Consider the following 17,288-nt stretch of genomic DNA (forward strand, 5'->3'; position numbering starts at 1 on the left):
CCGAACGAGCATTCCGCGACACTTATCCTGAAATGTCGCCTCGTGCTGCGAAGGGCTACATAGGAAGTTATCTGAAGCGCGGCGAAGCAGGCTAGACGCTGCTCACTTCTTTAGCAAGCGCGCACGCTCAACTGGCGTCAGGTCACGGGTACCCAATTGAGTATCGTCATCGTTAAGTCGTCTTACCGCTCGCCTGACCAACTCTGACTGCTTTTGATTGACGTACGCTCGCAGCGAATCGGGATTGCGCTGCCCCATTTCAAGCGCGACCGCTGCGCTCACTGAGGCCGTGCTCGTGTCCAGCCCCAATGCGACTCGCGCGACCGTTTCGTCCCCCACCTTGTCTTCGGCAAATAAACCCCTAAAGCTATGAAGACCGGCACGGCGTGGTGCACCGATTGATTTCATCCCCTTTCCAACAATGGCGGAAAGGGAATTGCCTCGGAGCGGCCGCCCCGTGCTCGCAGAGATGAAAATGTGGTCGTCCCCTCGAGTCTCATCCCATCCCAATTCTGCCAGAAAGGTTGCGCGACAGTCATGAATGAAATTGAAAACGTTCATCGCTAAAACAGGAGGCACCACGAACCCGTTCTGATAACCAAACTTCTGGGACGGCGGTACGCATACTAAGCCCCGGTCCGACATCTCCGCTAAACGCTCTTCAGAAAACTGCGAACAACGCAGGGCTGCGAGCGAAGCCCGACGCCACCCCATCTCCTTCGCCAGCCTCAACATGAGCAAATTCCGAAAAGTGACGAACTCCGTGAAACCCTCCATGTATTGCGACAGCGCCGAGACGTCGGTCTCGCTAGGTATATAACTAGCCACGCCACCTGTACAAGCCCCCGTTCTTTTATAAAGCAACGGAAAATAATTTTGTCCACCAAATCTGTCCTTTGATGTCTCACCAAATATTTTCCGACAGCTAACTCGGCATTCAAATGGGCCTATCAGTTCTTTCAATTTGTTGGTGTGTTGATACCAAAGTAGAAAATTGTAAATTTCGATTAACTTTCCATTGACAGTTTTTTGGGCAGCCAAGGAATCGCCGCTACCCAACTTGTTTTCTTTAACCCTCTTGAATTCGGTATCACGATACTTTTCTAACAATCGGTCATGCACATGCGTCAAAAACTGCCAATGCGACTCAACGTTAGGGACGTTGTACATGAAATCAAAAAAAGAGCCGACGCTACGAATTATTTTATCCACCGATTTTTCGTCTAGTGCTCGTCTATCTGACAGATACATTGAATAATCTATCAGTGGAATTACCAGTTCATCATCGTGAGAATAAGCAACGTAGTATAGACGCCCTTGTTCGCGCACCGGTTTTAATGAAACACGCTTACGTTCCGCATCCATGCCATGATTCCTTATTGTCAGTTCTTGACGATTGCAGGCTTTCTAAACAATCCGTGCTGTCTACACAAGTCCCTGATTTCAGACTCTCTGGCTTCGACATCAATCTTTGCATCTCTAAGTTCACGTCGCAACCGTACCAGTTCTGCCTCAAGAATTTTCGTTCGATTACGCTCCTTTTTCAACGCCCTTTTCGTCTGATTTTCAGTCAGCTCAGTTATCTCGTTTGCTGACTTTAACCGGCCAAATAAATCCTTCGTTATAGTACCCACTTCTTTGTGAAGCTCTGGATACCTTCCTAAAGTGCCATTTCCTATTTTTGAAAATGTCACCGCCTCGACACCTATAATCTTGAGCGCCCCCTCATTTGTCCATATCAAAAACTGCCTTTGTGAAAAAGGTACCAAAATTCTTTCGGCATTTTTGTTGATTTCGTTCCAAATCAAACGGGCAACTGCGGCATCTTTTTTGCAAGCTTCAAGCAAGCATCGCAACGCTTCTAGTTTATTCTTTATATTTTTTAACGCAAGTTCCTCTGAAGAATAAGCAATAGAAGGCTTAAGCTGCTTTTTGTCTTCCGGCTTTGGTCGAGTTGCCGATGAACTTTTACTCATAGATTTATCTCAAACCGTGCACGCATGAGCTCGATTCCTTGAGTCAAGTTTTTCAATTCGGTCTCGAGTCTTTTACGTTCAAAAGCCGTCAAACAATCATCCGCCAGTCGCCTCTCCATTCGCACGCGGTCATCAGTCAGATTACGTATATAGGCCGGCTTCGCCTGGTGAAAGTTGCAGTTATCGCAAATCATTGGAGACGCATTCTCCGGACAAAGTCTCCCTTCGCTACGTGAATAGCACCGCGCAGACTTAATCTTCACGGCACCACCAATCATACATTCGCCATGTTTCATTGGTTTTGGAAAGTGACCTCGAGCCTTGACCGCCTGAAACACAGCCTGTGCTTTCTCGTCCGTCCCTCCGTGGAACTTGGCTGACCCGGCGACTTTAAGAGCCAAACGTTTAATAATTTTTTTATAACCCCCAGACACTCTGCCGTTGTTGAGTACAATAAGTATCTCTTCCATGAGTTTTCCGTAGCCGACCTCTTCGAGGTCTTTATGCCTATCGTCTAAATCGGCTAGTGCCGCACGCTTAAGCTCCTCCACTTCGTCGGGAGATATGTCAAATATACTTTGAAAATCTGGACGGCTGAGTGAATCGCCCACATAGCCGACAGTTGTCGTCAAAGCATCATGCCCCATCTGAAAACTGAGCGCTTGAATATCCCCGTTCTCGTAGCGATAAAAATGCATAACTGCGTGCATTCGCCGAAACGTTCTCAAGCCGCCGAATTCTACGTTAGCGCCGAGGGCTTCAACCACGACCGAAAAATCTACGTCTCGTCTTCCGCGCGTAGATTCACGAAAGCTAAATCTTGTCTTGGAATTCAGTCCATTTTTACGATTGAATGTTCGAGTACAAAAAATCGAACTATCGTTTTGACCTTGACTATCCAAGCGTTCCAACTGAAGCTGCAAATCTTCAAGAGAAGCAATTGCGTCTTTCGTAGTTGCGTTGACGAAAAACGGAACCCTTTTCTTTGCTCCCTTTTCCAAATAAAAAGACACTACAGCCAACTCCAATGATATGTCAACTACGCGTAGATTTCCGGTTTGAAGACCAACAATAGGATGCGTAATTTCACCCGGCCGCCTTGCATTAAAAAGACTGATAAGAATTGCACACGATGCCATAAAGCAATCTATAGCATCTCTTAATGAAATGCTCGAAGAATCGGTATGATGCTGCGAATGACTTAGTCTATTAATCGGGCGAGGAAGCAATTTATTGAGTACCGCCAGATTGCGCGATGCAAAAAGCACCTCGCGCACATTGTGCCCTACCCATTTATATCCAGACTCAGCATTTTTTTCGTATAAATCGATTATCTCCTCTAGTAGAGAATGCAATAATGGGCCGCGCTCGTAAAGCCAAAGAAATGACACGCGTAGAAGTCGTCCGACAACCTGCTGCGGCAAATTTCTTGTGCTTTGCCGGGGCTTCCCGAGTCTGTCGGCTAGTATCGAAGGACGTGGGTACGGACGGAATGATATTTTTAACTCAGGTATGATTTCGCAGAACCTATTAATGTGCAAAAAGGTTATTTTCAAAGCACTTGAACTTGTCTTTTTCTTGCTGGCGTCGCTTTTCGCTTTCAACTGACCGTTGAAATGTACCAAATTAGTACCTAAACGTTTGGCGACGAGACCGTTTTCCATGGACGCACCATCTTCCAAAGATGCGATTCTTTCTTCAATTCTTAGTGCATCTATGTGACCACCGCTGGCAAGTGTCGAAGCGAATTCTTCAAACACCTTTTCCGTTGCAGTTCTCAAACTCAGACAGTTGCGAAGCCAAAGAAATTCGAGAAATAGAACTATTTCTCTGACAATCAACGTAGCCTGTCGCGCACGGGAATGCGTATCTCGGGAAGAATGCGACAAATAATGGTCGACTGTTGCGACAAGTATCGCAGCGTACTCGACATGCTCCGCGAAACTTATTACCTGCTGAGTGATTTGATTGGGTGGCAAGAGCAATTCCCGAATGTCTGCCTCCCACACTCCACCGCCTTCAACATCGAGTTTATCAAGACGTAGAACCCAATCTTCACCGAGATGCAGTTCCGAACAAATAATGCGTTCGTTAATCCAACTCGGCGAAATTGGCGTTGGAGCTATCGCGGAATCTTCAACTTTATTCGGTATATTCATCAAACTTCCTCAATTGCCACGTATCGCTTCAATTTTTCCCAGTAGGGACCGGTTTGTATGAACTGCATGAATGCCAGGGCGAACAGCATCGCTGGACCGTGGAATTCTCGGAACGCAGCATCGTTGTCGGCAAGCAGTCGCCGCCAGTTTTTCTTGTAATACTGAACAAAACGTGATAACTCTTCCACACTTGATGCGCTAACGGAAATGCGGTTGTTTGCACATCCACGCCCGGAATGACATCGCTTTGCATCACATATTCCGTCCATTAGCCAATCCACATTCGGCGGATTTTCAGGCGCGACGCATAATGTTCCATCACCAATTGGTATTGCGAGATTAGGGTCAAATTTCTGAAAGCGTAGTCTTTTGACGAATTCTGAATGTTCGCCCCACAAGGAAATTTTCAAAGTCGAATCAAGTCTGCGTTGAAACTCCAGGTTTATAGAGCTGGATAGTAGTTTTGTAATGAGTTGGTCCGCGTAATGTGCCGTTGTTCCAATATAGGAGTGGTCGGCAACCATCTGAGCGTCGAGCAATCCATTGCGACGTCGCATGCTGATAAGCAAAAGCATATGGTTTCTGATTTGCTCGTCGCTGAACCATTCTATTCTGTGGCGCGCCAACATCATTCTTTTTGGACGTTCCATGTTGGTCAACTGCGTCATCACTTTCTTTGATGGCCGCGACCAGCAAAACCACAAGCGCTCGTCATCGGCGTCAATCAGTCCTCGCCCATGTAATTGATGATAGTTCCAAATGAGTAAATTGATGGCAATCCACGCGCCGCGGTCACCCGGACCAACAAATACCTGCTGCGTGCGTTTGTCGACTTTACCTTTTAAACCTTGAATCAAGTATCCATTTTCGGAAGGGATTAGATTGTTGATTCTCATATTCAACAATGCATCCGCATTCCAGCCGGTGTGGATAAGTAGGATATGAAATGAAGCTACCATCTCGCGAGAGTTCACACAGATGGTCAGGCCTGCAATTTGGCGAATACTTACAGCGCCGCATTCCTCTTCTGCAATCTCGAGCTTAGAGGTTATCTTCGCTTGAAGGAGCCTATCAAAGCAGAGGCTTAATAAATTTCGACTGATGCGCTTATTGCGCTCAAATCTTCCCAAAGCGCCGATAACAGTTTCGATAGGAAAGTCCCAAATGGTCAACATATTTTTTTGAGCAACTACCCGGTCGTTCACAAAATTGACGATATGCCTGTAGTCGGCTCGGGGGATAGCTTTACGGGCATAGGTGCGCATCGTATTCCGTACTTTTGACCAAAACTCCAAGTCATATGTGCACGCATCTTTAACCGCCTCTATGTCATCCATCAATCGCTTAAGGGAGGTTTCGCGCAAGTCTTCAATACGCTCATGAGGAATGGCCCCAATCGGGTCCACAATATCGGAGTCTACTGAAGGCAGCTCGCTCAAAGTGGCTCGGGGTTTGTGCCTTTCTCTTAGAACCGTTTGAAAATATCGGCGATGGCTCGATACATCTTCCGCAAATAAGGCTTTGGGAACCTCCTCAGCCATAAAACGGCGGAAGACGCTTGAATTGGCTGCTCGCGTTGGTCCAGCCCAACTCGGGACCAAAGAAATCAAGGCTTCGACCTTGTCAAAAAGCCTAATAACGTCAGCTCTGCCTATCGTACGGATGGGTTTGCACAAAATTGCTTTGGCTACATCGTCTCCGCCGGCAAGGGTCAGAACTTTTGAAAAGACAAGCAAATCGCCACTTATCGCTCCCTCCGTTACGCTCCTCCCGTGCAAAGCAAGCAGCACCGCCGCGACCCATGTGCCTGCCATCGTCATCCCCAGTTCACCGGCATCAACGCTTACCGGCCGCAGATAGTCACGGCCTTTGACCCGTCTCGCCATGTTGAAGACCAACACGTCCGGGACTGAGCGGTTAGTCAGTGCGATATAAGTAGGCATTGTCTTTGATTCATCGGTCGTTGTTGGGTTAGTCACCTAGAGCGTATGGAGAATACTACAGAGATTCTCACCGTCAATCTCGCGCCCGCCGATCTGCCCAAGGAATCCGGCCGCTTCGATCTGCCAATCGCGTTGGGCATCCTCGCCGCGAGCGGCCAGATTCCCGCCGAGTCCTTGCTGCATCGTGAATTCGCGGGCGAACTGTCGTTGACCGGCGCGCTCAGGCCGATGCGCGGCGCTTTCGCCATGGCGTGCGGAACGGCGCGCAGCGCCGTGGCTCAAGGCGGCGGTGCGGCGCAGTCCGTCGGGATTGCGAGCGCGCTTGCCGCATGCGAGTCGCCCGCTCATTCCACGCCGCAGCTCTATCTGCCCGCTGCGAGCGCGGCGGAAGCGGCGCTCGTACCCGGCGTCGATGTCTACGGCGCAGCCGATCTGCCTTCGCTGTGCGCCCATCTCGCGGGAGCGCCAGACGCGCGGCTCTATCCAATCGCCGTGCCGGACCTCGCCGAAAGCCCAGCAGCCGTCGTACCGGATATGGGCGATGTCATCGGTCAACGCGGCGCGCGCCGGGCGCTTGAAGTCGCCGCGGCCGGCGGCCATCATGTCTTGCTGGTCGGGCCGCCCGGCGCGGGCAAATCGATGCTCGCCGCCCGCCTGCCGGGCCTGCTGCCGCCCATGACCGACGACGAAGCGCTCGCCTCCGCTGCGTTGTTGTCCGCCAGCCGGGCCGGTTTCATGCCCTCGCAATGGCGTCGACGACCGTTTCGCGCCCCGCATCATTCGTCGAGCGCCGCGGCGCTGGTCGGCGGGCGCAACCCGCCGCAGCCCGGTGAAATCACGTTGGCGCATCTAGGCGTGCTCTTTCTCGACGAACTTCCTGAATTCGATCGCCAAGTCCTCGAAACGCTGCGTGAGCCGCTTGAGGCCGGGCGCATCACAATCTCACGCGCCGCCTTGCAGGCGGATTTTCCGGCAGCCTGCCAGTTAATCGCCGCCATGAATCCTTGCCCATGCGGCTGGCGCGGCGATCCCAACGGCCGCTGCCGCTGCACACCCGAGATTGCTGCGCGGTATTTGCGCAAGCTTTCCGGGCCGCTGCTCGACCGGATCGACATCCAACTTGAGATACCAGCGCTCACGCCGGCGGAACTGTCCGCCCGTTCAACGGCGGCCGGCGAGACAAGCGCGGCCATTGCGGCACGCGTCAGCCGCGCCCGCGAGCGGCAATTGAGTCGTCAGGGCAAAACCAATCGCGAACTGGGAGGACGAGAAGTGGACGAGGTCTGCCGCCCCGACTCAGCGGGCGAAGCCTTGCTGCGCGAAGCAGGTGAGCGCTTCGGCTGGTCGGCGCGCGCGTACTACCGGGTTCTGAAGGTGGCGCGCACCATCGCCGACCTCACCGGCGCGCCCATGCCGAGCGCCGCGCAGATCGGCGAAGCGATCCAATATCGCCGGGCTTTTGGCTCCCTATGAGGTGAAAAATCTGCTGTCAAGACTTGACTTATGCACACGCGCACGTTCCAGATAGATTTTGAAACAACTGAAAGGTACGTCGCGGGCAGCATCCGAAAAGCATTGATTTGATTGACTTTTTTTAACGACCTTGTGCGAGACGAATCTGACAGAGTGCCCATAGAATGGGCATCTCCGGCCAATTTGCCCGAGTTCTCAACAGAGTTATCCACAGGCGCGGTGAGTAACAGGAAAACTTCAACGTAAACCGGGAATTAGCGCGCGATGCTGCGAAGGAACTTTCACTGTGCGCAGCGCCTCAGTTGAGCCCCATCACGCGCCGAATCGGACAAAAATACCGCTCTCAATACAGTTGGAACGACGAAAAAAATTGGTCGATCTGTTCCTGCTGCATCGGCTTGGATGCAATGATCGCCGCCTGATAGACGTGTCGGCCGCGCGCGACGAGTCGTGCGTAGACGGTGCGCGCTTCGTGTTGCGAACCCGCCTCGCCGCTCAGCTTCATTTCCAGGCCAAGCACCTGGCCGCCGGCCGCCAGCGGGATCTGCACGGCACGCGCTTCGGGCGCGGCGCCCACGTTGCGGGCGAGACCGTTGCGCAGGAAATCGAGTGCGGCGCGTTGCGTGGCCGCGTCGTCGTTGGGCAGCATCACGGTGCCGACCGCGAAGACGGCGTCGCCGGCTTCGGCCGTCTGCATCGCCATCTGCATCGGCGTGCCGTTGATCTGCACAGCCCGCTGATCGTTGCCCGGCTTGGCGGGCAAGTCGACGGTATAACCGTTGTCGTTATTCATGATCGTCCGCCAGTCGAAGGTCGGCGAGCAGGCGCTCAGCGCGGCACCCAAAACCACCGTGCAAGCCAGCGTGCCGAGGATTGCACGCGCGCTCGACAGCCGAGACGTGGAGTCGGCCGCCACACAACGCGAAGAGCGCTCCGTTGAGCGGCTGGCAGAAGTAAGACGGGACGGAATTCGAGCGAGGAAGTGACTGACGCGGCCAACGCGACTGACGCGAAAAACAGTTCGGAACATGGGGACAGAAGATCGGACTGACGAGAACGTAAAACCCTATTATCCGCTCCCTGCCGACGTCCTGCCGCGCCGCCGGAATGGGGCTACAATAGCGACGCTGTTCAGCACGGGCCGAAAGCCCAAACCGACGCACTGTCCCGCGCGTTCCGCGCGACTCTCGAGGTTCCGTTCATGAGCTCCACCCCGTCCACCGCCGCCCGGCGCGCGAGTCCGCTTCGCTACATCATCATCGCCGCCGTGGCCGTTGCGATCGCCATCGCCGGTTATTTCGCGTTTGCCGGCCAGCAGCGCGTGCCTGACGCGACCTTCACGTTGCTGTCCGGCCAGAAAGTCTCGACCGCCGACCTGAAAGGCAAGGTCTACCTCGTCAACTTCTGGGCAACGAGCTGCGATACCTGCATGAAGGAAATGCCGCAGATGGTCCAGACCTATAACCGCTTCAAGGGTCAAGGTCTCGAATTCGTCGCCGTGGCCATGAACTACGACGCGCCGATGTACGTGGCCAACTACACGCAAACTCGCCAGTTGCCGTTCAAGGTGGCAATGGACGACGGCTCGGCCGCCAAGCAGTTCGGCAACGTCCAGCTCACGCCGACCACGTTCCTCATCGACAAGGACGGCAAGATTCTGAAGCGCTATGTCGGCGAACCGCAATTCGCGGAACTCGACCAGTTGCTGGAAAAGGCGCTCAAAGCGGCTTGACGGGATTCAGTTGATTCAAAAAACCGCCGGCCTCGCATCTCAAGGCCGGCGTTTTCATATCCTCACCGTTCCCCTTCCCCTTTGGCCGCGAGGCCATATCGCTTGATCTTTTCGTAGAGCGTCGCCTTGCCGAGTTGCAGCTTGTCTGCCGCGACCGCGACCACGCCGCCGGTCTGCTCCAACGCCTCCGCGATCACCGCCCGCTCGAATTGCTCGACGCGCTCCTTCAAGGGCTGCGTGTCCGTGCCGTCGTCGCCGAAAGACATGACCGGATCGTCGGCGATGCCGAGCACAAAGCGGTCGGCGGCGTTGCGCAACTCCCGCACGTTGCCCGGCCAGTCGCGCTGCATCAGGCTCGCGCGCTGACGATCGGTGAGGATCGGCGCGGGGCGTTGATAACGCACGGCCGCGTCCAGCAGGAAGTGCTCGAAGAGCGGCACGATGTCCTCGCGACGCTCGCCCAACGGCGGCAGGGCGATCGTCACCACGTTCAGCCGGTACAACAGATCGCGCCGGAACGAGCCGTCCGCGACATGCTCGGCCATGTCGCCCTTGGCGGCGGCGACCACGCGGCAATTCACGCGAATCGGCTGATTCGAGCCGAGCCGCTCCAGCACGCCGTCCTGAAGCACGCGCAGCAGCTTGACCTGCAAGGCGAGCGGCATGCTTTCGATTTCATCCAGAAACAGCGTGCCGCCCGACGCATGTTCGAGCTTGCCGATGCGGCGTTTCGCCGCACCGGTGAAAGCGCCCGGCTCGTAGCCGAACATTTCCGACTCGAACATCGGCTCCGGCAACGCGCCGCAGTTCACCGCGATAAACGGTTTGTCACGGCGCGGGGACAGTTCGTGCAGGCTGCGCGCGATCAATTCCTTGCCCGCGCCCGTGTCGCCGTTGATCAGCACCGAGGCGTCGGTCGGCGCGACATTGGCGATCAGCCGCCGCACCTGTTCGATGGCCGGACTCCTGCCGATGATGCGCGGCGCCACCGAGTTCTGTTCCGCCAACTCACGGCGCAGCGCGAGGTTCTCCAGCACCAGCTTGCGACGCTCCAACGCTCGCCGCACGGTTTCGATCAGACGTTCGGACGCGAAAGGCTTTTCGATGAAGTCGTACGCGCCGTCGCGCATCGCCTGAACGGCCATTGAAATATCGCCATGGCCCGTCACCAGAATCACCGGCACGTCGGGCGCGCGCTCGTGGCATTGCGCGAGCAAATCGAGGCCGCTTGCGCCCGGCAAGCGAATGTCGCTGACGATCACGCCGGAGAAGTCCGCGCTGATCGTCTTCGCCGCGGACTCCACCGAGGCATGGCCGATCACGTCGAAGCCCGCCAGTTGCAAACTCTGCACGCTGGCGCGCCGCACCAGTTCGTCGTCTTCGATATACAGCACTTGCAGGCCGTGGTTCAGCATGGCGTCTTCCGTGTGATTCAGGAGCCCGCGGTCAGCGGGTCCGATGTGTGGTTCGTCTGCACGCGCGCACGGCGCAGCGTCAACACGAATAATGCACCGCCGTCCTGCGCGTTGCGCGCCACCAGCGTGCCGCCGCAATCGCGCGCGATCGACGACGAGATCGCGAGGCCGAGCCCCAGCCCGTGGCCCATTTCCTTGGTGGTGAAGAACGGTTCGAACAGATGCGGCAGGACCTCGTCGGGAATGCCGGGGCCGTTATCGCTCACGGCGAACGACAGATTCGCATCGGCGACTTCGATCTCAATCGAAATGCGCGGCGGGTGCACGTCGGCGGTTGCATCGAGCGCGTTGCCGAGCAGGTTGATCAACACCTGTTCGAGCCGCAGATCGTCGCAATGCGCGATCAGTTCGGGATGATCGTCGGCGAGATTCAGCGGCGTGCGCATGCCACTGTGCGCATCGAGCAAAGCAAATTCGACCTCGACGCCCTGCAAGCGCTTTTGCAACAGCGCGACGACATTGCGCAACGCCCGCACGATCGGCGCGCGCGCACTGCGTGGCCGCGCGCGTCCGACGAACAGTTTCAACTGATTGGTGATCTTGCCCATGCGCTCCGTGAGCGCGGCGATCGCTTCGAGATTTTCGCGCGCCGACGCCTGGTCGCCGCGCTCGAGTAGCACACGCGTGTTGTCCGAGAAACCGCGCAGCGCGGCGAGCGGCTGATTCAGTTCGTGCGTGATACCGGCGGCCATCTGACCGAGCGCGGCGAGCTTGCTCGCCTGGATGAGCTCGTCGTGCGCGGCGCGCAACTCCTGCTCGGCGCGCGTGCGTTCGGCCACTTCCTTCTGCAACTGTTCGTTCGCCTGCGAGAGATCCGCGGTGCGCTCGGCCACTCGCCGGTTCAGTTCGGCGTAGGCTTTTTGCAGAAGCGCGCGGCTGCGCATCACCTCGCGCACGCGCGCCCGGCGCATTCTCCAGTAGAACGCGAGCAACACCAGCGACACGTAGCCGAAGGCGGTGACGATGGTCGCCTTGCGCGCGTCGGCGTCGACCGGATCGACGGGTGACAGGGTGATCAGATGCCAGTCCGGCTCGCCCATGCCACGCCGCGACGCCAGATAACGCGGAGCGTAGCGGCCGCCGCCAATGCGCACGATCTGCGCGTTGCCTTCGAGTGTGCGTTCGATCGACACCGGCAGCGCCGCGATCGGTTGCTGCGCGTATTGACGCGCCTGGTAGATCGAATCGGCGATGGGCCCCGACAGCGGCCGGATCGTATGGTATTTCCATGCCGGCACCGACGACAGAAAGATCACGCCGTGGTCGTCGGTCACGACGAGCGGCTCAGACGCATCCGCGCCCTGAAACCATTCAAGGTCGAGTTTGACGACCGCCACGCCGACGATCTTGCCCTCGCGCCGCACCGGCTGCGAGATGTAGTAGCCCGGCGCCTGCGAGATCGTGCCGATGCCGAAGAAGCGGCCCACGCTGCCTTTGACCGCATCGAGAAAATACGGCCGGAATTGATAGCCCGCGCCGACGAAGCTGCCCGGCCCGCGCCAGTTGCTCGCCGCGACGCAGAAGCCGTCGAGCGGAATGATATAGGTGACCGTGGCGCGCGCGTGGCGGTTCAGATCTTCAAGATAGACATTGGCGCGCGCGACATTGGCCGGAGTGGGACTAACCAGCACGTCCTGCACGATGGGATGTTCGGCCAGCAGATAAGGCAGCGATTCGTAGCGTTCGAGCGTGCTCTTCAGCGCGCTGGTCGTACGGTCGACCCGTACCGAGGCGTTGCGCCGCAAATGGTCGATGCCGCTTTGCCACGCGATGCTGTACGTGAGCCCGCACGCCACCACGAGCCCGGCGACGAGCGCGAAGAAGATCAGCAGGCGTCGCGTCACGTTGGCAATATCCGATCGATGAGGATCGTTTATTGTGGCATAAGGCGACGCGTCGTCGGCGCTAGCCTCGTCGGCCGACGGCGCGGGAGTCTGGCCGGCGGGCACCGGATTCATACGCTGGTGTCCGCGGCCGGGAGGGTTGCGTTACAAGACGTTGCCGATGCGCGGCTTAAACGCCGGCCGGCTCTTTGACCGTCACGTCGCCACGCAAGGCGGCGTTCAGCTTGTTGCGGTCCAGTTCCTTTTCCCATGCCGACACCACCACCGTCGCCACGCCGTTGCCAACGATGTTCGTCAGCGCGCGGCATTCGCTCATGAAGCGGTCGATACCGAGAATCAGCACCATGCCCGACAGCGGAATGGTCGGCACCACGGCCAGCGTCGCGGCCAGCGTGATGAAGCCCGCGCCGGTCACGCCGCTCGCGCCCTTCGAGGTCAGCATCGTCACCGCCAGCAGCGTGAGCTGCTGCGTCCACGTGAGGTCGGTGTTGGTGGCTTGCGCGATGAACAGCACGGCCATCGTCATGTAGATGTTGGTGCCGTCGAGGTTGAACGAATAACCGGTCGGTACCACGAGGCCCACCACCGAACGCGAGCAGCCGAGTTTTTCGAGCTTCAGCATCAGTTGCGGCAGCGCGGCTTCGGACGAGCTCGTGCCGAGCACGATCAGCATCTCTTCCTTGATATACGCCACGAAGCGCAGGATGTTGAAGCCCACCGCACGCGCGATGATGCCGAGCACCACCACCACGAACACGATCGAGGTCAGATAGAACGTGCCGATCAGTTTCAGCATCGGCAGCAGCGAGCCGATACCGTACTTGCCGATCGTGAAGGCCATCGCGCCGAACGCGCCGATCGGCGCCAGCTTCGTAATGATCCGCACGATGCCGAACAGGATATGCGAGAGCCCGTCGATGAAGTTCGTCACGACCTTGCCCTTCTCACCGGCCGTCGCGAGCACCGCACCGAACAGCAGCGCGATCAGCAGAATCTGCAAGATTTCACCCTGCGCGAATGCCGACGAGAGCGTGTCCGGAATGATGTGCATCAGGAAGTCGACCGTGGTCTGGCCGTGCGCCTTGGCGGCGTACGACGCGACCGACTTGCCGTCGAGAGTCGCCGGGTCGATGTTGAAGCCGACGCCCGGCTTCAGCACGTGCGTGGCGATCAGGCCGAGCACCAGCGCGAAGGTCGAGACGATTTCGAAGTACAGCAGCGCCTTGCCACCGACGCGCCCGACCTTCTTCATGTCTTCCATGCCGGCGATGCCCGTCACCACCGTACAGAAGATGATCGGCCCGATCACCATCTTGATCAGCTTGATGAAGCCGTCGCCGAGCGGCTTCATGTCGACGGCTAAATTCGGGTAGAAATGCCCGAGCGCGATGCCGATGATGATCGCCACGATCACCTGGACGTACAGCACTTTGTGGATAGGTTTCTTCACGATGGTTCCTGCGATGTGGATGAGCTCAATGGCCTGCCACGCTGCGCATCATGCGAACGAATAGTCGTCACGCCTGTGCACGGCATTAGGCCGCGACAAGACGACGAATTCAGAAATACCGGGAAGGGAAATCGGACATCGTTGTCTCCTTGCTTTAGTTGTCGGACCGTTGCGGCCGCGGCTTCTATTTCGCAAGGTCGATGCCAGCTTGATGCCGGGCTCGACGCCTTGATTCTTATGGGTTTTCCGGCGCTTCATCCTATGTGCCGTCTGGGATTCCGGAAATCCGGACAAGGGCTGTCGGGGAATCCGGAATCCATTGTGGCGGCAGCCTCGGGATAACCCGTAGGGCTTTTTACGGCGTGCGTTGCCGGAAGCAAGCGCCGCCTGACTCGTCTCGTTTAAACGCTGCCCTCTTCCAGCACCAGCAGATTCTCGTGCGAGAAACCGAGCGACACCGGCTGCCCGCGTTCGGGCAAACCGCGATTCGGGTCGTTGAATATGTCGAGCGAAATCACGGCGTCTTTCACGCGGGTTCGGATGCGCACTACGGCGCCGAGGAAATTCACTTCTTCGACGGTGGCGTTCAACGTGTTGCGGCCGGGCGCGGCCGGCTCCAGCACGATAGCTTCGGGCCGCAGCGCGAGCAGGCGTTTCTTGCCCGCATCGTTCGACGGCAACTCCTGCGTGGTGGTCAGCTCCTGGCCGTCCACGATCATCTTGCCGGTCGCCGGATCGACCACATGTCCAGCCAGGATATTCAGCGTGCCGACGAACGATGCAACGAAGCGTGTGCGCGGAAAGTTGTAGATCTCCGAGGGCGTGCCGATCTGTTCGACGCGGCCCTCGTTCATCACGACGATGCGGTCGGAAATCGACAGCGCCTCTTCCTGATCGTGCGTGACAAAAATCGACGTGATGCCCAGTTCGCGCTGCAACGCGCGAATGTCCTGGCGCAACGAGATGCGAATCTTGGCGTCGAGTGCGGAGAGCGGTTCGTCGAGCAGCAACACCTGCGGCTTGCCGGCGAGCGCGCGCGCGAGCGCCACGCGCTGCTGCTGGCCGCCGGACAATTGCCACGGATAACGCCCGCCGAGATGCGGCAGCTTGATCAGTTGCAGCATCTCCTCCACGCGCTGACTGATCTCCGCCTGCGGCCGATGCGTGATCTTCAGTCCGAAGCCGATGTTCGCGGCCACCGTCATGTTCGGAAACAGCGCATACGACTGGAACACCATACCGACCTTGCGTTGCCGCGTGCGAAGGTGCGTGACGTCCTTGTTGTCGAGCCGGATGATGCCGCGCGTCGGCGTTTCGAAGCCGGCGATCATGCGCAGCACCGTCGTCTTGCCGCAGCCGGACGGTCCGAGGAAAGTAGTGAATTCGCCGCGTTCGATCTGCATGTCGAAGTGATGCAGCGCAATGTTCGCCCCGAAGGACTTATGCAGATTTTCGATTTCAAGAAATGCCATGATTCGCTGCCTCAGTCCGTCAAACTCATTGGTCACACTTTCTGGCCGCTCATCGCGCGGGCCGAGCCGAATACCTGAATCAATCCCATCGACGCCCACGTGATCACGAACGCGATGATCGCGAGCGCCGACGGCTCGTACGCGCGGTTCGCACCGATCAATTGCAGGTACGGACCGAACGCGGGACGGTCGAGCAGGCTCGCCAGCGTGAACTCGCCGATCACCACCGCAAAGGTGAGAAAGGCGCCGGACAGAATGCCCGAGCGGATGTTCGGGAAGATCACCTTGAAGAGAATCGTCGGCCAGTTCGCGCCGAGACATTCGGCGGCTTCGGTGAGCGAGCGCACGTCGACCGCGCGCAGACCGGCATCGACGGCGCGGTACATGTACGGCAGCGAGAGCGTCACATAGCCGAACACCAGCAGCAGATCGGTGGCGCGCTCGTTGCCGGTGAGCGGCAGAATCGAACTGCTGTTATAGATGCGCAGATAACCGAACACGATCACAATCGCCGGCACCACCAGCGGCAACAGCGTGATGAATTCGACCAGCGGCCGCAGCTTCGGCAAGCGCAACTGCACCCAGTACGCGGTCGGCACGACCAGCAACACGCCGACGACGATCGTCAGCAGCGCCATCAGAATCGAGTAGCCGAACGAGGCCTGAAAGCGCGGATCGCCGAGCACGACGCTGTACGCTTCGAAGCTATAGGTGCCGCGCTTCATGCGCAGGCTGAACTCGAATGTCGCGATCAACGGAATGAGAAAGTACAGCGAACCGACGATCATCGCGGTCCACGCACCCACACGCGATTGGCTTTTCATCGACGTCCCCTTTCAGCACGCGAGCGCAGCCAGATGTAGCCGCCATTCGAAAGGCCGGTGACAAGCACCATGCCGAGCGCGAGTGCATAGCCGAGATTCTGGTTGTGCATCACGTCGCCGCGAATCTGCGCGTACAACAGGATCGTCACGATGTTCAGCGAACTGCCGGTCAGCGCATAGGCCGTGGCGACCGCGCCGAACGAATTGGCGAACAGCAGCAGCGCGGCGCCGAGCACGCTCGGCCACAGCACCGGCAGCGCGACGTAGCGCCAGTATTGATATGCGGTGCCGCCGAGGCAATCGCAGGCCTCGCGCCATTCGCGCTTCAGGCCGTCGAGCGCGGGCGTGACGATCAGCACCATCAACGGAATCTGGAAATACAGATAGGTCAGCGTCAGACCGGAAAAGCTCAGGATGCTGAAGCCGGTCGAGTACAGATTGAAGCCGAGGTATTTCTTCAGCAGCACAGTGACGAGCCCGACCCGCCCCAACGTGCAGATGAAAGCGAACGCGAGCGGCACGCCGGCAAAGTTCGACGCGACGCCCGAAAACGTCATCAAGGTCGGACGAATCCACCCGGGCAATTTGCCCTGCACCGCCGCCCATGCGAGCAGCGAGCCGATCACCGCGCCGCCGATCGAGGAGGCGGCGCTCACCTTGAAGCTGATCCAGTACGCGTCCATCACGGTCGGCTGGAGCAGGTCGCGGAAATTGGCGAGCGTGAAATGGCCTTGCGAATCCTGGAACGCGCCGACCATCAGAAAGCCGGTCGGCAGAATCAGGAACAGCAGCGCGAACGTGAAAAACGGCACCACGCCGATCCAGGCGAGCAACGACGACGCGCGGCTTGGACCGTTGACGCGAGGCGTTGGGGTGGGCACAGGCGGAACCAGCAATTCCGGCTGCACCGATCCAGCATCCGATGAAGCGCTCATAGCTC

13 protein-coding genes are annotated in these 17,288 nt (G+C 57.7%); 2 read left to right on the plus strand and 11 right to left on the minus strand.

Annotated features, from left to right (window positions below; translation table 11 throughout):
* Window positions 1–102: 102 nt before the first annotated feature.
* Genes B0G74_RS18255 through B0G74_RS18270 form a run of 4 tightly spaced genes read right to left on the minus strand, consistent with a single transcriptional unit; the run spans window position 103 to window position 6,078 of the window.
* The gene (locus tag B0G74_RS18255; protein ID WP_132376208.1) at window positions 103–1,365 is read right to left on the minus strand and encodes a hypothetical protein; all 1,263 of its coding nucleotides are present in this window, start codon (window positions 1,363–1,365) and stop codon (window positions 103–105) included.
* 17 nt (window positions 1,366–1,382) lie between these two features.
* Complete coding sequence (locus tag B0G74_RS18260; RefSeq protein ID WP_132376209.1) at window positions 1,383–1,976, minus strand: hypothetical protein; 594 nt, start codon at window positions 1,974–1,976, stop codon at window positions 1,383–1,385.
* Complete coding sequence (locus B0G74_RS18265; protein ID WP_132376210.1) at window positions 1,973–4,135, minus strand: hypothetical protein; 2,163 nt, start codon at window positions 4,133–4,135, stop codon at window positions 1,973–1,975. Before B0G74_RS18265 ends, B0G74_RS18260 begins: the two co-directional genes overlap by 4 nt.
* Window positions 4,135–6,078 (minus strand): hypothetical protein, encoded by a 1,944-nt coding sequence (locus tag B0G74_RS18270; RefSeq protein ID WP_132376211.1) that lies wholly within the window; start codon window positions 6,076–6,078, stop codon window positions 4,135–4,137. Before B0G74_RS18270 ends, B0G74_RS18265 begins: the two co-directional genes overlap by 1 nt.
* A 45-nt stretch (window positions 6,079–6,123) precedes the next feature.
* On the opposite strand from B0G74_RS18270, the gene B0G74_RS18275 reads away from it, so the two are divergent.
* On the plus strand, window positions 6,124–7,551 hold the full coding sequence (locus tag B0G74_RS18275; protein ID WP_243658222.1) for a YifB family Mg chelatase-like AAA ATPase: 1,428 nt from the start codon (window positions 6,124–6,126) through the stop codon (window positions 7,549–7,551).
* Between the two features lie 343 nt (window positions 7,552–7,894).
* Here B0G74_RS18275 and B0G74_RS18280 read toward each other — a convergent pair whose 3' ends face one another.
* Window positions 7,895–8,581, minus strand: coding sequence for a hypothetical protein (locus B0G74_RS18280; protein WP_243658223.1), 687 nt, complete (start codon window positions 8,579–8,581; stop codon window positions 7,895–7,897).
* A 171-nt stretch (window positions 8,582–8,752) separates the two neighbouring features.
* Between B0G74_RS18280 and B0G74_RS18285 the strand changes: the two genes are divergently transcribed.
* Window positions 8,753–9,283, plus strand: coding sequence for a TlpA disulfide reductase family protein (locus tag B0G74_RS18285; protein WP_132376212.1), 531 nt, complete (start codon window positions 8,753–8,755; stop codon window positions 9,281–9,283).
* Window positions 9,284–9,345: 62 nt separating this feature from the next.
* Here B0G74_RS18285 and B0G74_RS18290 read toward each other — a convergent pair whose 3' ends face one another.
* From B0G74_RS18290 to B0G74_RS18315, 6 genes are all read right to left on the minus strand, one after another.
* On the minus strand, window positions 9,346–10,698 hold the full coding sequence (locus B0G74_RS18290; RefSeq protein WP_207915662.1) for a sigma-54 dependent transcriptional regulator: 1,353 nt from the start codon (window positions 10,696–10,698) through the stop codon (window positions 9,346–9,348).
* Between the two features lie 17 nt (window positions 10,699–10,715).
* A complete protein-coding gene (locus tag B0G74_RS18295; protein ID WP_132376213.1) occupies window positions 10,716–12,716 on the minus strand; it encodes an ATP-binding protein in 2,001 nt (666 codons plus the stop codon).
* Window positions 12,717–12,771: 55 nt separating this feature from the next.
* The gene (locus B0G74_RS18300) at window positions 12,772–14,052 is read right to left on the minus strand and encodes a dicarboxylate/amino acid:cation symporter (RefSeq protein WP_132376214.1); all 1,281 of its coding nucleotides are present in this window, start codon (window positions 14,050–14,052) and stop codon (window positions 12,772–12,774) included.
* 401 nt (window positions 14,053–14,453) lie between these two features.
* Window positions 14,454–15,524: an ABC transporter ATP-binding protein gene (locus tag B0G74_RS18305; RefSeq protein WP_132376215.1), complete on the minus strand. Its 1,071-nt coding sequence runs from the start codon at window positions 15,522–15,524 to the stop codon at window positions 14,454–14,456.
* 32 nt (window positions 15,525–15,556) lie between these two features.
* On the minus strand, window positions 15,557–16,348 hold the full coding sequence (locus tag B0G74_RS18310) for an ABC transporter permease (protein WP_095417604.1): 792 nt from the start codon (window positions 16,346–16,348) through the stop codon (window positions 15,557–15,559).
* Window positions 16,345–17,283 (minus strand): ABC transporter permease subunit, encoded by a 939-nt coding sequence (locus B0G74_RS18315; protein ID WP_132376216.1) that lies wholly within the window; start codon window positions 17,281–17,283, stop codon window positions 16,345–16,347. The genes B0G74_RS18310 and B0G74_RS18315 overlap by 4 nt, the downstream gene beginning before the upstream one ends.
* Window positions 17,284–17,288: the final 5 nt, after the last annotated feature.

This window comes from Paraburkholderia sp. BL9I2N2 (genome assembly GCF_004339745.1).
In the GTDB taxonomy this organism is placed as follows: domain Bacteria; phylum Pseudomonadota; class Gammaproteobacteria; order Burkholderiales; family Burkholderiaceae; genus Paraburkholderia.

What these genes read in the sequence shown, in the direction of transcription:
- B0G74_RS18280 (WP_243658223.1), bottom strand. Translation starts at nt 8,581, where the DNA reads ATGTTCCGAACTGTTTTTCGCGTCAGTCGCGTTGGCCGCGTCAGTCAC.
- B0G74_RS18310 (WP_095417604.1), bottom strand. Translation starts at nt 16,348, where the DNA reads ATGAAAAGCCAATCGCGTGTGGGTGCGTGGACCGCGATGATCGTCGGT.
- B0G74_RS18255 (WP_132376208.1), bottom strand. Translation starts at nt 1,365, where the DNA reads ATGGATGCGGAACGTAAGCGTGTTTCATTAAAACCGGTGCGCGAACAA.
- B0G74_RS18305 (WP_132376215.1), bottom strand. Translation starts at nt 15,524, where the DNA reads ATGGCATTTCTTGAAATCGAAAATCTGCATAAGTCCTTCGGGGCGAAC.
- B0G74_RS18315 (WP_132376216.1), bottom strand. Translation starts at nt 17,283, where the DNA reads ATGAGCGCTTCATCGGATGCTGGATCGGTGCAGCCGGAATTGCTGGTT.
- B0G74_RS18260 (WP_132376209.1), bottom strand. Translation starts at nt 1,976, where the DNA reads ATGAGTAAAAGTTCATCGGCAACTCGACCAAAGCCGGAAGACAAAAAG.
- B0G74_RS18285 (WP_132376212.1), top strand. Translation starts at nt 8,753, where the DNA reads ATGAGCTCCACCCCGTCCACCGCCGCCCGGCGCGCGAGTCCGCTTCGC.
- B0G74_RS18295 (WP_132376213.1), bottom strand. Translation starts at nt 12,716, where the DNA reads ATGAATCCGGTGCCCGCCGGCCAGACTCCCGCGCCGTCGGCCGACGAG.
- B0G74_RS18275 (WP_243658222.1), top strand. Translation starts at nt 6,124, where the DNA reads ATGGAGAATACTACAGAGATTCTCACCGTCAATCTCGCGCCCGCCGAT.
- B0G74_RS18290 (WP_207915662.1), bottom strand. Translation starts at nt 10,698, where the DNA reads ATGCTGAACCACGGCCTGCAAGTGCTGTATATCGAAGACGACGAACTG.
- B0G74_RS18265 (WP_132376210.1), bottom strand. Translation starts at nt 4,135, where the DNA reads ATGAATATACCGAATAAAGTTGAAGATTCCGCGATAGCTCCAACGCCA.
- B0G74_RS18270 (WP_132376211.1), bottom strand. Translation starts at nt 6,078, where the DNA reads ATGCCTACTTATATCGCACTGACTAACCGCTCAGTCCCGGACGTGTTG.